Annotated in this window: 14 protein-coding genes; 7 read left to right on the plus strand and 7 right to left on the minus strand. The window is 63.1% G+C overall.

Annotation, left to right across the window (positions count from 1 at the left end; all coding sequences use genetic code 11):
- The first annotated feature begins 183 nt into the window (after nucleotides 1-183).
- The 5 genes from I6L33_RS20900 to I6L33_RS20920 all read left to right on the plus strand — a co-directional run bounded on the left by I6L33_RS20900 (nucleotide 184) and on the right by I6L33_RS20920 (nucleotide 4,419).
- Complete coding sequence (locus I6L33_RS20900; RefSeq protein ID WP_005298230.1) at nucleotides 184-1,380, plus strand: D-alanyl-D-alanine carboxypeptidase family protein; 1,197 nt, start codon at nucleotides 184-186, stop codon at nucleotides 1,378-1,380.
- Nucleotides 1,381-1,674: 294 nt separating this feature from the next.
- Complete coding sequence (ybeD, locus tag I6L33_RS20905) at nucleotides 1,675-1,938, plus strand: DUF493 family protein YbeD (protein ID WP_005298227.1); 264 nt, start codon at nucleotides 1,675-1,677, stop codon at nucleotides 1,936-1,938.
- A 95-nt stretch (nucleotides 1,939-2,033) separates the two neighbouring features.
- Nucleotides 2,034-2,726, plus strand: a complete 693-nt coding sequence (lipB, locus tag I6L33_RS20910; protein WP_005298220.1) for a lipoyl(octanoyl) transferase LipB — start codon at nucleotides 2,034-2,036, stop codon at nucleotides 2,724-2,726.
- On the plus strand, nucleotides 2,723-3,688 hold the full coding sequence (gene lipA / locus I6L33_RS20915; RefSeq protein WP_005298218.1) for a lipoyl synthase: 966 nt from the start codon (nucleotides 2,723-2,725) through the stop codon (nucleotides 3,686-3,688). Before lipB ends, lipA begins: the two co-directional genes overlap by 4 nt.
- Before the next feature lie 161 nt (nucleotides 3,689-3,849).
- Nucleotides 3,850-4,419 carry an alpha/beta hydrolase gene (locus I6L33_RS20920; RefSeq protein ID WP_139431945.1) on the plus strand — a complete coding sequence of 190 codons (570 nt, stop codon included), beginning with the start codon at nucleotides 3,850-3,852 and terminating at the stop codon, nucleotides 4,417-4,419.
- A 48-nt stretch (nucleotides 4,420-4,467) separates the two neighbouring features.
- Here I6L33_RS20920 and nqrE read toward each other — a convergent pair whose 3' ends face one another.
- The 6 genes from nqrE to I6L33_RS20950 form a co-directional block, all read right to left on the minus strand.
- Nucleotides 4,468-5,067, minus strand: coding sequence for an NADH:ubiquinone reductase (Na(+)-transporting) subunit E (gene nqrE, locus I6L33_RS20925; RefSeq protein WP_010633144.1), 600 nt, complete (start codon nucleotides 5,065-5,067; stop codon nucleotides 4,468-4,470).
- Nucleotides 5,068-5,227: 160 nt separating this feature from the next.
- Nucleotides 5,228-5,521 carry a hypothetical protein gene (locus I6L33_RS20930; protein ID WP_216973277.1) on the minus strand — a complete coding sequence of 98 codons (294 nt, stop codon included), beginning with the start codon at nucleotides 5,519-5,521 and terminating at the stop codon, nucleotides 5,228-5,230.
- Between the two features lie 318 nt (nucleotides 5,522-5,839).
- Complete coding sequence (locus I6L33_RS20935) at nucleotides 5,840-6,343, minus strand: GNAT family N-acetyltransferase (RefSeq protein ID WP_216973278.1); 504 nt, start codon at nucleotides 6,341-6,343, stop codon at nucleotides 5,840-5,842.
- A gap of 40 nt (nucleotides 6,344-6,383) precedes the next feature.
- A complete protein-coding gene (locus tag I6L33_RS20940; protein ID WP_216973279.1) occupies nucleotides 6,384-7,565 on the minus strand; it encodes a MerR family transcriptional regulator in 1,182 nt (393 codons plus the stop codon).
- Nucleotides 7,566-7,714: 149 nt separating this feature from the next.
- A complete protein-coding gene (recJ, locus tag I6L33_RS20945; protein WP_216973280.1) occupies nucleotides 7,715-9,445 on the minus strand; it encodes a single-stranded-DNA-specific exonuclease RecJ in 1,731 nt (576 codons plus the stop codon).
- Entirely contained in the window at nucleotides 9,408-10,127 is a 720-nt protein-coding gene (locus tag I6L33_RS20950; RefSeq protein ID WP_025201270.1) for a disulfide isomerase DsbC N-terminal domain-containing protein, read from the minus strand. The genes recJ and I6L33_RS20950 overlap by 38 nt, the downstream gene beginning before the upstream one ends.
- Nucleotides 10,128-10,395: 268 nt before the next feature.
- Between I6L33_RS20950 and mscL the strand changes: the two genes are divergently transcribed.
- Both mscL and I6L33_RS20960 read left to right on the plus strand, forming a co-directional pair.
- Nucleotides 10,396-10,806, plus strand: coding sequence for a large-conductance mechanosensitive channel protein MscL (gene mscL / locus I6L33_RS20955; protein WP_005298202.1), 411 nt, complete (start codon nucleotides 10,396-10,398; stop codon nucleotides 10,804-10,806).
- Between the two features lie 167 nt (nucleotides 10,807-10,973).
- Nucleotides 10,974-12,512: a sensor domain-containing diguanylate cyclase gene (locus I6L33_RS20960; RefSeq protein WP_216973281.1), complete on the plus strand. Its 1,539-nt coding sequence runs from the start codon at nucleotides 10,974-10,976 to the stop codon at nucleotides 12,510-12,512.
- On the opposite strand, the gene xerD is transcribed toward I6L33_RS20960, so the two are convergent.
- Complete coding sequence (gene xerD, locus I6L33_RS20965; protein ID WP_216973282.1) at nucleotides 12,509-13,408, minus strand: site-specific tyrosine recombinase XerD; 900 nt, start codon at nucleotides 13,406-13,408, stop codon at nucleotides 12,509-12,511. The two genes, I6L33_RS20960 and xerD, sit on opposite strands and share 4 nt — an antisense overlap.
- Between the last annotated feature and the right edge of the window lie 167 nt (nucleotides 13,409-13,575).

Consider the following 13,575-nt stretch of genomic DNA (forward strand, 5'->3'; position numbering starts at 1 on the left):
TCAAGCTGACCGAACCGCCCTCTGTGGCCCGCCATCACGTCGTTTCCCGGCGTGATGGCGGCTACGGAGGGAGAAAAAACCAGACCAGATGGCACGTCGGGCTTTGACCGACGGTCGCTTCTGGTATAGTGAAGCCCGCATTTTTAACTTGGGTTACCCCAACCAGGCACCAGGAATTTCAAGATGTCCAAATTTGCCCGTTCAGTTATTCTGGCCTCCCTGATAAGCGCCACCGCCCAGGCCAACACGCCTGTACCGACCCCGACGCCGAACGCCAACCCCGTGGTGGTTCCCGCCGCGCCGGAGATCTCCGCCAAGGCCCACATCCTGATCGACTACTACTCCGGTCAGGTACTGGCCGAGCAGAACGCCGAAGAGCGTCTGCCGCCCGCCAGTCTGACCAAGATGATGACCTCCTACATCATCGGCCAGGAGCTGCTGAAGGGGAACATCAAGCGCACCGACATGGTGACCATCAGCCAGAACGCCTGGTCCAAGAACTACTCCGACTCCTCCAAGATGTTCATCGAGGTGGGCAAGCAGGTTTCCGTCGATGATCTCAACAAGGGCATCATCATCCAGTCCGGCAACGACGCCTGCGTCGCCATGGCCGAATTCCTGGCGGGCAGCACCGACTCCTTCGCCAGCCTGATGAACAGCTGGGCCGCCAAGCTCGGCATGAACGACAGCCACTTCATGAACCCGCACGGTCTGGATGCGGAAGGTCACTACAGTACCGCTCACGACATGGCGCGCCTGGGCCAGGCCCTGATCCGCGACCTGCCGGAGGAGTACAAGATCTACGCCCAGAAATCCTTTGTGTTCAACGGCATCACCCAGCACAACCGCAACCGCCTGCTGTGGGATCAATCCCTGCAGGTTGACGGCATCAAGACCGGCCACGTCAGCCAGGTCGGCTACAACCTGGTCTCCTCCGCCACCAACAACGAAGGCATGCGCCTGATCGCCGTGGTACTGGGCGCCAGCAGCGAAGCCTCCCGCGCCGCCGAGAGCAAGAAGCTGCTCACCTACGGTTTCCGCTTCTTCCAGAGCCTGACCCCCTACAAGGCCGGCACCGAGCTGGTGACCCAGAAGATCTGGATGGGCGACAAGCCGGAAGTGAAGCTGGGCGTCGACAAGGACGTCTCCGTGCTGGTCACCCGTGGCCAGGGCAACAACCTCAAGGCGGACTTCCAGCTCGAAAGCGAGCTGAAGGCACCGCTGGCCAAGGGTCAGCGCGTCGGCACCGTGTTCCTCAAGCAAGGGGACAAGGAGATCAAGCAGGTCCCGCTGGTCGCCCTGGAAGAGGTGCAAGAGGGTGGCCTGATGAGCCGTCTGTGGGACTACCTGGTGATGCTGGTTTCCAGCTGGTTCAAGTAATCCGCACGCAGGATCCCGACCAAACAGCGGCGCCAACAGGCGCCGCTGCTGTCTTTTTGGGGTCGGGCCAGTCAATAACCCTGTAAACTGCAGGTTCCGCCGACTGACGATTTGTGGTAAAAAGCAGCACCTCCATCCCTTGTCTGCCGGTCCGGCCTTGATCCCGGCCCGGGCAATGCCCATATACACTTGAGCAGTGCCCCGCACAGACGGGGGCATGGCGGCCCCGAGGGGCCAACGGCCATTAGCCACAAGCAAGAAAGTCGTCTCGCGACGACCGCAAAAGGTGAGTAAATGAATACCAAGTTTGATGAACTGCTGGAGTTCCCCTGCAAGTTCCCGTTCAAGGTGCTCGGCGTTGCCGACCCGGCCCTGCCGGACATGGTGGTGGAAGTGCTGCAGCAGCACGCCCCCGGCACCTACAGCCCGACCGTCCAGCCCAGCTCCAAGGGCAACTACCACTCGGTCCGGGTCACTGTGACTGCCCAGAGCAAGGAACATATCGAAGCCATGTATACCGCCCTCGGCAACATAGAACTGGTTCGCTACGTCCTGTAAGTCGCCTCTTTCGCCCCGCCACCGGGGCGACTGATTATTTGCCGCCGGCGACCAGCGCCGTGCCGGCCGACCCAAGCGCCTGTCAGTGAGGAAAGATGTCACCCCAAACTCCCGCCGAGTCATCACAGTCCGCCAGCCAGCTGCTGGTGAGACAGCTGGGCCGTCGTCCCTACCAGCCGGTATGGGATGCCATGAAGGCCTTCACCGACAGCCGCACCCCCGACACCCCGGACGAGTTCTGGGTGGTGGAGCATGACCCCGTCTACACCCAGGGGCAGGCCGGCAAGGCCGAACACCTGCTCGCCCCCGGCGACATCCCGGTGGTGCAGAGCGATCGCGGCGGTCAGGTGACCTATCACGGCCCAGGCCAGCTGGTGCTCTACGTGCTGGTGGACGTGCGCCGCAGCAAGCTGACGGTGCGCGAGCTGGTGACCTGCCTGGAGACCGCCATCATCAACACCCTGGCCAACAGCGACATCAGCGCCTATGCCAAGGCCGATGCCCCCGGGGTCTACGTGAAGAACGAGCTCGGCATGGAGGCCAAACTGGCCTCCCTTGGCCTGCGCATTCGCAAGGGGTGCTCGTTCCACGGGCTGGCCCTCAACATCAACATGGACATGACCCCCTTCCTGCGCATCAACCCGTGCGGCTATGCGGGCATGGCCATGACCCAGACCAGCGCCCTGGGCGGCCCGCAGAGCGTGGCCGAGGCGCAATCCATCCTGGTGGCCGAACTGGCCCGCCTGATTGGTTATCAAACAATAACAAACACCGAGAGTGAATCATGAGCAAACCCGTTCGTATGGAGCCGGGCGTCAAGCTGCGCGATGGCGACAAGATGGCCCTGATCCCGGTGAAATTCATGCCGGATCCCAACGAGGAAGTGCTGCGCAAGCCTGACTGGATGCGGATCAAGCTGCCACCGTCGAGCCAGAAGATCGAGCACATCAAGAGCACCCTGCGCAAGAACAAGCTGCACTCGGTGTGTGAGGAAGCCTCCTGCCCCAACCTGGCGGAGTGCTTCAACCACGGCACCGCCACCTTCATGATCATGGGCGCCATCTGCACCCGTCGTTGCCCCTTCTGCGACGTGGCCCACGGCCGCCCGCTGGCGCTCGACCCGGAAGAGCCGAAGAAGCTGGCGCTGACCATCAAGGAGATGGGGCTGAAATACGTGGTGATCACCTCGGTGGACCGCGACGATCTGCGCGACGGCGGTGCCCAGCACTTCGCCGACTGCATCAAGCAGATCCGCGAGCACAGCCCGCAGACCCGCATCGAGATCCTGACCCCGGACTTCCGCGGCCGGATGGAGCAGGCCCTCGAGGTGTTCCGCGAGACCCCGCCTGACGTCTTCAACCACAACCTGGAAACCGCCCCGCGCATGTACCGGGTCGCCCGCCCGGGTGCAGACTACAAGTGGTCGCTGGAGCTCTTGCGCCGCATCAAGGAGATGCACCCCCATGTGCCGACCAAATCCGGCGTCATGATGGGGCTGGGCGAAACCAATGAAGAGATAGTCCAGGTGCTCAAGGACCTGCGCGAGCACGGCGTCAACATGCTGACCCTGGGTCAGTACCTGCAGCCGAGCCGCCACCACCTGCCGGTGAAGCGCTACGTGCCGCCCGCAGAGTTCGATGAGCTCAAAGATGTGGCCATGGAGCTCGGCTTCAGCCACGCCGCCTGCGGCCCCTTCGTGCGATCCTCCTACCACGCGGATCTGCAGGCCAAGGGGGAAGAGGTCAAATAAGCCTCTGCCCGCCGACAGCAAAAGAGCGCCTTATGGCGCTCTTTTTTATGCAGGTCGCAAAGCACATCCTGCTGGTTGGCGCCCCCGAAACGGGCATGTCGAGGGGCCTTGGTCGCTGTTATGATGTGGCCGCCGTTATCGTCAACCGCCCAGGATATACCATGTCTCAAACCCGCCTCTTCATCGTGCACGGTTATACCGCCTCCCCCGACGCTCACTGGTTTCCCTGGCTCAAGGCCGAGCTCGAGGCCCGGGATGTCCGGGTCGAGGTGCTGGCCATGCCTGACCCCCACCACCCAAAACCCGCCACCTGGGACGCGGCCATGGACAGCCTGGTGCAGGATCACGACGAGCGCACCTTTCTGCTCGGCCACAGCCTCGGCTGCATCACCATACTGCGCCAGCTCGACCGGCTGCCCGCCGGCAGCCAGGTGGGGGGGATCCTGCTGGTCTCGGGTTTCGATCAGCCGCTGCACACCCTGCCGGAGCTGGATCCCTTCATGACCCCGGACTATGACCCGGCCCGCATCATGGCGCTGGCCCCCCGCCGGGTGGTGGTAGCCTCCCGGGATGATGCCATCGTGCCCTATCCCTACAGCCAGCACCTGAGCGAGCGGCTGGCTGCGCCGCTCTACAGCCTGGAGCATGGCGGCCACTTCCTCGACCGGGACGGCTTTCTGACCCTGCCGCTGGTGCGCGACCGGCTGCTCGCCATGCTGGCGGAGGGCTGAGGCAGACAACAACGGCCACCAGGGTGGCCGTTGTTGTTTTCGACCCGGCTAGAACGACATGCCGGAGAAGGACATGAAGCCGAGCGACATCAGCCCGGCCACGATGAAGGTGATGCCAATCCCCCTCAACCCCTCTGGCACATCCGCATACTTCATCTTCTGGCGCAGGCCGGCGATGGCGACGATGGCCAGCAGCCAGCCAAGGCCTGAGCCCGCTCCATACACCACGGATTCGATGAAGTCGTAGTCCCGCTGCGCCATGAACATCACCCCGCCGAAAATGGCGCAGTGCACCGTCAGCAGCGGCAGATAGATGCCGAGCGCGTGATGGAGCGCCGGAAAGTGCTTGTCCAGCACCATCTCCATCACCTGCACCAGGGCTGCCAGCACCCCGATGTAGACGATGAAATCGAGAAAGCTCAGATCAAACTCGCCGAGAAAGGTGCTCTCCGGGCGCAGGATATGGCGGTAGATCAGGTTGTTGAGGGGGATGGCGATCACCATGACCACCAGCACCGTCAGGCCAAGGCCGAAGGCGGTGTTGATGTTCTTGGAAACGGCCAGGAAGGTGCACATGCCAAGGAAGAAGGCCAGCGCCAGGTTTTCGACAAAGATCGATTGAATGAAGAGGTTTACGTAATAGTCCATCGGGTCGGCTCACAACGGGTACGAACGGGAGCCGCCTCCCTGCGCGCAAGCGGGCACGAAGGCGGAGCAAGAGGCGCCGGATCGGAGCCTGGCCCGCAGGCAGTACTCTGTGGCTGGGATCAGGATCGGATCGAACGGGCGCACGGCATACAGCCGGCCTCTAGTCGCTGTGACAGAACCGAAATTGCAGATGGTGGCAGCATCGCAGCCGCCGATGCAGATAGCCGAAGTGCTCGGCCAGCTGCCTGAGGTAGATGAGGGGCAGGAAGAACAGCAGGCCGCAGAGCAGGCCGAGGATCTCGTGCTGGAACCAGGCCAGCAGCATCTGGTAGAGCTCGGCATGAGCGGCCCCTTCCAGTCGCCGCCCCTGCTCGAAGCCGAGGCGCCACTGGGAGGCTGGCGGCAGGCTGGCGCTGTCGAGCAGCCCCCGCTGGGCCGGCTCGTGCAGCTGCATCGAGCCTCCCTGCCCTCCCGTTGCCGGCCCCGGGGTTGCAACGACCCCTGCCGCGGCAGAGGCGGCAAGCCAGAGAAGGCAGGCGATGGCGAGGGCCATCGACCAGGTCGACAGTCGGCCAGGGGGCAGCAAGGGATGCATCCGGTTCAAACAAAGAGGAACAAGAGGGGCAAATTTATCACAATTCCTCGATTTATTGAATTTACCATATGGGAAATCAGCTTTAATCGATGCTAAAAGCCCTGATTATCAAAAAATCCAGCAATTAAAAACCACCATGAGAGCAAGCGCCATGACGTCTGCTCTCATGGTGAGGACTCACCCCTGCTCAAAGGCCTGATGGTAGCGCACTTCACCATGGGCCATGGCGGCGCCGAACGAGCGGGCCATGAAGTACTCGGCCGGCACGCCGGGCAGCGTCAACCCCGGCTCGGACACGAAGCCGAAACGGCCGTAGAAGCCGGGCTCCCCCAGCACCACGCAGCCGGCCGCCCTCATCCCCTTGAGCTCGGCCAGACCCGCCTCCATCAGCCGTGAACCCAGCCCCTTGCCGTGCAGCTCGGGGGAGACGGAAATGGGGCCAAGGCCATACCAGTGCGGGCTGCCATCGCTGATGGTCACCGGCGAGAAGCAGAGGTGGCCGACCACTTGCCCCTCCTGCTCCGCCACCAGCGACAGACTGAGTGCCCCGGCCTGGCGCAGGTCGCGCACGATCAGCTGCTCGTTGTGATCGGTATGGGGAGCCTTGAGGAATGCGGCCACTGTCACCGCTTCAATGGCGTCGTGATCGGCGCCCGTTTCGGGTCGAATGAGGATGTTCATAAGGTTTTCTCCGTTTGTTATCTTGCAATGGATGGCCTGATCAGACTGCCTGCAGGCAGCAGATCACATAGCCATAGCTGCCCAGGTATTGGCGGTGGATAGCCACTTCCCGGCTCAGATCCTGCCAGGCTGGGCTATCCCCCAGCTCGGCGCGATGGCGCGCCAGATTGCGTTCGATGGGATCCTGATAGTTGTGCCAGGCCCTTTGCGGTAACTGGGTGTGCCACAGGCAGCGATACCCCGCCTCCTGCACCGTCTTCAGCAGGCCAGCCAGGGTCTGCATGGCGGGATAATCCCGCAGCCAGAACGCCAGCGCCTCCTCTGGCGGCGTGTCTGTCAGCCACACCAGGTCGCTCAGCACGATGCAGGCATCAGGGCCGGCAAGGTGCGCCCGCCAGGCTTTGAGCGCATTGGCCACCCCTATGGTGTAGGCGCTCCCTTCGGCCCAGATTAGGTCGGCGGGGGCCAGCTCCAGCGGCAGCGCCGCCATGTTGACGCACAGGGTGGTGACGTGCTCAAAGCCAGCCGCGCTGACCGATCTGGCCACGGCGGCCAGCGCCTCCTCGTCGAGATCAATGGCCACGATGGCGGCATCCGTCACCTGTGCCAGCGCCATTGTGGCGGCGCCGCGCCCGCAGCCCATGTCGAGGATCCGGCGCGGTTGAATAGGCAGCGCGGCAAACTGCTGCTGGGTGAAGGTGCGATCTCCCGGTCCCCAATAGCTCATGCCATCCAGCAACTGTTTAAAATCCTGGATGTAGCGATCATGCTCGTTCATGTCTTTGCTCAGCCACTGCAGGTGATAACGCTCCTTTTCACTGAATCCCTGCTTCATCACCCAGTCGAAGTAGGCCTCTGGCGCTTCACGCTGCAGTTGCAACTGCCAGGCCTTGAACTCGTTGCCGGAGTGCGCACGCAAGCCAGCGAGGTCTGCCAGCAGATCCCGCGCTCTCTGCATCCGCGCCAGCTCGCCGTCCAGCTCTCTGACCCGGGCTTGCAATACCTCCTGATCTATCTCCCCCGCCAGACAGGCGAGGCACTGCTTGAGGCTGAGCCCGCCCGCCTGCAGGGCCTGCACCATCCGCAGCCGCTGCAGATCTTCATCGTCGTAGTGGCGATAACCGTTGGCACCCCTCGTTCCCGCAATCACCCCCAGCTTCTCGTAATAGAGCAGGGTGGAGCGGGCCAGGCCGCAGCGCCTGGCCAGTTCGGATATTTTCATGACAGCGACTCTCAGTGGGGTCCGTGACCCGATGAAGGAAAGCTTAAACTGTGAAGCAATAGACGGGTCAACGGCAAAATCCGGGTTCATACCATAAAAAAACGGCCACCCTGAGGTGGCCGTCATCGGCAGCAAGAGAGACTCACGGATCAGAGGCCGGCGGCTTCCAGATGCTCCACCAGCAGTTGCACGCTGCGGTTGCCGCGCCACTCGTTGACGTCGAGCCGGTAGACCAGCCGCACCCGTTTGACCGAGGCATCGGGCCAGCGCTGCAAGTCGACCCCGAAGGCGATGGCATCCACCGCGTGGCCGGAATCCGTGGTCAGCATCATCTTGAGGTGCTTCTCCCCCACCAGCCGCTGCTGCACCAGCACGAATTCGCCATCGAACAGCGGCTCGGGGAAGGCCTGACCCCAGGGGCCGGAGGCACGAATAAGCTCCGCCAGCTCGAGGGTGAGCTCGTCCGGCAGCAGTTCGCCGTCGGTGAGCAGCACCCCGGTCAGCAGCTCAGGGGTCACCAGCTCGCCGATGACCGCCTCGAAGGCGCGACCGAAGGCCTCGATATTGGCCTTGGGCAGGGTCAACCCCGCCGCCATGGCGTGGCCACCAAACTTGCCCATCAGGCCGGGGTGACGGGTATCGAGCAGCTCCAGCGCATCGCGCAGGTGCACCCCGGGGATGGAACGCCCGGAGCCCTTGAGCTCGGTGTCGCTGCTCTCGGCAAACGCGATGACCGGGCGGTAGTACTTCTCCTTCACCTTGGAGGCCACCAGCCCCACTACCCCCTGATGCCACTCATCCCGGTGCAGCACGATACCCGACGGCACCTCGCCGTCACGAAACCGGATCTGCTCCAGGGTGGCCAGCGCCTCCTGCTGCATCCCCTGCTCGATCTCCTTGCGCTCCTGGTTGAGGCTGTCCATTTCGGATGCTAGCTGGCGCGCCAGGTTGATGTCTTCGCTCAGCAGGCAGGCGACCCCGAGCGACATGTCGTCGAGCCGGCCCACCGCGTTGAGGCGCGGCCCCAGCGCAAAGCCGAGATCGGCGGCGCACAGGCGACGACCATCGCGACCGGACACGTCCACCAGCGCCTGGATGCCGGGGCGGCAGCGGCCGGCCCGGATCCGCTGCAGGCCCTGATGGACCAGGATGCGGTTGTTGCCATCGAGCGCCACCACGTCGGCCACGGTGCCGAGGGCCACCAGATCCAGGTAGTCCGCCACGTTGGGGGCGCGCAGCCCCTGCCGCTCATACCAGCCGCTCTGACGCAGATGGGTGTTGAGGGCCGCCATCAGATAGAAGGCGACCCCGACCCCGGCCAGCGACTTGGAGGGGAAGTCGCAGCCATGCTGGTTGGGGTTCACTATCGCGTCGGCGTCAGGCAGCTCCTGGCCCGGCAAATGGTGATCGGTAACCAGTACCTGCATGCCGGCCGCCTTGGCCGCCGCCACCCCGGCGATGCTGGAGATGCCGTTGTCCACCGTGATGAGGAATTCGGCGCCGCGGGCCACCGCCAGCTCGACGATCTCGGGGGTGAGGCCATACCCGAACTCGAAGCGGTTGGGCACCAGAAAATCGATGTGGCGACCCCCCATGGCGCGCAGGGCCAGCACGCACAGGGCCGAGCTGGTGGCGCCGTCACAATCGAAGTCACCGACGATGAGAATGCGCTTTTGCGCCGTCAGCGCCTCGGCCAGCAGGGGCACTGCCTGCGCCATGCCGAACAGGCGCTGGGGTGGCAGCAGCTGATTGGCGCTGCGCTCCAGCAGGGCAGGGTCTTCGACTCCACGGCTGGCGAAGATTTGCCGCAGCAAGGGATGAAGGGTGGCGGGCAGATGGGTATCATCCACGCGCGGACGACGACGGATTAGCAGGGGCATCGATGTGATCCAGTATCTTGAGCAGTTGTTCAGGGCTCTGATAACCGCGCAGCAGGTCGCCATTTGGCAGGACCCAGCTCGGCAGTGCCTTGATCCCGAGCCACTGGCTCAGGCCGATATGATGGGCAAGGATCTCATTACAGCCGCTCTCAGGCAAACGATCACTGAGTTCGAGTTCGCGCAGCAGCCCGGGATCACACCAGCGCGCCTGCGCCTCGGCCAGATCGGCAAAGGGGCCAAGCACCGGCAGCAGCTGCACGCTCACCCCCCTCGCCTGCAAGGCGGACAGCTCATCCAGGGTGGCGCGACAGCCGCGGCAGGCGAGATCGGTAAACAGGGTGAGGCGGTGGCGCTCGGGCACGGCCTTGAGCTGCATCCGCCGCTCGCCGATCTGGGCCAGGGCCAGCTGCCGCTGTTGACGCTGGCCCAGCATGGTGAGGTTCTTCATGTCGTGGGCCAGATCCAGCATGGTGCCCAGCAGCACATGGTCGCCTCTGGCATCGGTATAGAGGGGCCCCTGCGCGGTGCCAAGCAGATAGAGGCCGGAGACCGGGGTCTCGTCCACCAGGTAGACCTGCACCCCGAGCCGCCGCTCTATGGTCTGTTTCAACAGTTGGGGATCCATCCCCGCGCTGACGGCAAAAGAGCCCAGCAGCATCATTCCCAGCAGTAAATAGTGCACTTTTTTACTCACTTGGCATGAACGAATGGACTCACAAGGTTACTCAGCAAATATGCTCGCCTCAACTGCTTGATTACTGATTGATTACTGATTGATTAATAGAAGGGTCGCAAAAAATCCCGATCTGACAGGTTGCCAATCGGGCAAAGCCCCAGCAAGCTAACCGGGACGACAGGAAACACGACGGTCATCCTCTGTTTTCCTGATGTTTTATTATTCAAACACCAGGGCGGCCCAGGCCGCTGCTAGCCCATTTTTGGAGGGGAAAATGAGTCTGATTCAAGAGTTCAAGGCCTTTGCATCCAGAGGCAACGTCATCGACATGGCGGTCGGTATCATCATCGGGGCCGCCTTCGGCAAGATCGTCTCCTCCTTCGTCGGTGACGTGATCATGCCGCCCATCGGCCTGATCCTGGGGGGCGTGGACTTCAGCGACCTCGCCGTGACCCTGAAGGCCGCCGAGGGCAGTGCGCCGGCCGTGGTCATCGCCTACGGCAAGTTCATCCAGACCATCATCGACTTCCTGATCATCTCCTTCGCCATCTTCATGGGGCTCAAGGCCATCAACACCCTAAAGAAGAAGCAGGAAGAGGAAGCCGCGGCACCGGCCGGCCCCACCAAGGATCAGGAGCTGCTGACCGAGATCCGCGATCTGCTCAAATCCCAACAGGGAAAATAAGCGCCAGCTCCTGTCGTGTACTGGAAAAAAACCGCCTTCGGGCGGTTTTTTAGCTACATCAGCAACGGAACACTTTACACTTGGCATCACCCAGACCCTGAACTGCATCTGCCCCCATCCCACGCACATCATGCTTGAATGAATGTAAACCTACAGGAATCATCGCCATGACATCCCCGACAGTGAAGACCAGAGCGAAACATGGTTTCATTCTGCGCTATTTGCTGTTGCTCTCCCTGCCCCTGCTATTGATGACAGCCAGCAACCTCTATCTGTTTTTCATCAAACAACAGAACGTAGTACGCGAGCGCATGGAATTTTTCAGCAGCAGTACGGCCCAGCAATGGGACAACGCGCTGAGCTCGGTCGAAGAGCAACTCAATATTCTGGCGGTGGATCTCGCCAACCATGACGGCGTGCTCCCGCCGGAAATGCGGGCGCGGCACTACTCGGTGTGGCAGCAGCTCAGCCGCTCGGGCAGCCTGCTGAAGGGGCTCTACTATGTGCAGCGGGACAATACCCTGGTCAACTTCAACCACCAGCTCCCCCCTTCCCCCCAGGCAATGGCCAAACAGGCATGGTATCTGGAGGCCATCCATACGCCGGGTATCAATATCTGGAGTGCCCCCTATCTCGACACCGTCCAGCACATTCCGGTGGTGACCCTGTCGCGGGCGGTCTTGAACCACAGCGGCAAGATAGTGGCCGTGATTGGTCTGGACGTCGAGCTGTCGCGAGTCTCGGACCGGATCGGGCGCATGCTGCAGGGCGGCAAGCAGATGACCTACCAGCTCTACGATCGCAGGTATCAGCACATCGTGGCGCACAGCAACCCGCTGCTGAACGCCACCCCGCTCGACGAGCCCTGGTTATCCCGGCTCCAGGGGAAAAATGGCGCGATCCAGAGCCAGGATGACGAACTCATCGCCTACTACACCCTGGCCAACAACCCCGGCTGGCAGGTCATCATCATCTACCCCTTCAGCAACTCTTTCGTCATCAGGGAGCTGCTGCCCAACATGATGATGGGGCTGTTGCTGTCGCTGGTCATGTTCATCCTGGTGGCCGTCATCTTCCATCAGCGGCTGGAGAACACCATCGGCATGCTGGTGCAGGTGGTGCGCCAGCTGCGGGTCACCCCGCCGGGACAGCCCCTCATCATCCCCCGCATTCCGGGCATCGAGGAGCTGGAGGACGAGATCACCCTGATTTCGGACCAGATGCAGGCGGAGAGCGAGAAGGCCCAGCGCGATGCCCTGACCGGGCTCTACAACCGCCGCTACATGGACACCCTGCTGAGCGAGCTGCACCAGCAACATACCCCCTATGTGCTGGCCATCATCGACATCGACAACTTCAAGCAGATCAACGACCGTCATGGCCACCCCGCCGGCGACAGCGTGCTCAGACGCACCGCCTCCCTGGGCAGCCAGTTGCTGGAGGGCAAGGCCACCCTCTGCCGCTTTGGCGGCGAGGAGCTGGTCGCCATCTTCGAGCAGGGGCGGCTTAAGGAGGCACAGCAGCAGATGGATCAGTGGCGCCGCGCCATGGCCACGCAGAATTGGCGCGAACCGGGCTTGACCGTCACCTTCAGCGGCGGGCTGGCCGAGGCGCTGGATGCCCCGCCCGCCGAGGTGCTGGCCCGGGCGGATGCCGCCCTCTATCGTGCCAAGCAGGAGGGGAAAGATCGCCTCTGTCTGGCCTAGGCGCGCGGGTGGTGCTGGCCGTGCAGCGCCTTGAGCCGCTCGTTGGCCACGTGGGTATAGATCTGGGTGGTGGAGAGATCCGCGTGACCCAGCAGCATCTGCACCACCCGCAAGTCGGCGCCGTGGTTGAGCAAGTGGGTGGCGAAGGCGTGGCGCAGGGTGTGGGGAGATAGCTCCCCGCTGATCCCGGCCCGCAGGGCATAGAGCTTGATGCGGTGCCAGAAGGTCTGGCGGGTCATCATCTGGGCCCGCTTGGAGGGGAACACCACGTCCGAGCTGGTGCCCCCCAGCAGCAGGCCGCGCCCCTCACGGTAATAGCGCTCCAGCCAGTGCACCGCCTCCTCGCCCATGGGGACCAGCCGCTCCTTATTGCCCTTGCCCACCACTCGCACCAGCCCCTGGCGCAGGCTGACATGCTCGGCGGTGAGCCCCACCAGCTCGGAGACCCGCAGCCCGGTGGCGTAGAGCAGCTCGAGCATCGCCTTGTCGCGCAGCTCCAGCGGGTCATCCACCAGCGGCGCTTGCAGCAGCGCCTCCACCTCGGCTTCGCTGAGATCCGATGGCAGCTTCTTGGGCAGCTTGGGCCCCTCCAGCAGTACGGTGGGATCGTCGCTGCGCAGCTTCTCCCGATTGAGATACTGGTAGAAGCGGCGCAGGGCCGACAGGAAGCGGGCCGTGCTGCTGGCCGCGAACTGGTGGTCCACCCGCCAGGCGAGGTAGTGCTGGATGTCGTCCAGCCCGGCCAGCAACAGGGAGCCCCCCTGCTCGTCGAGCCAGAGGGAGAATTTTTCCAGATCGCTGCGATAGGAGCTGACCGTATTGTCGGAGAGGCCCCGCTCCAGCCAGAGGGCGTCGAGAAACGGCTCGATCAGGGGATGGGATTCAGCTTTGCTCATGGTACGCCACGCTCAGGGAAACAGGCCCCCATTGTAACGTGTCGACCCACCCGGCCCGCAAGGCAGGCTTGTCCATGGCCCGGCAAAAAGTGAAGCGCGCCGGGCAATCTGCTAGACTGGCGCCCTCCCCCGGGCGCCGCTGTGCCGGTCACGCCCCTTGCCTACTG

Origin of the sequence: Aeromonas sp. FDAARGOS 1403, from assembly GCF_019047325.1 — a bacterium.
Lineage (GTDB): Bacteria > Pseudomonadota > Gammaproteobacteria > Enterobacterales > Aeromonadaceae > Aeromonas > Aeromonas dhakensis.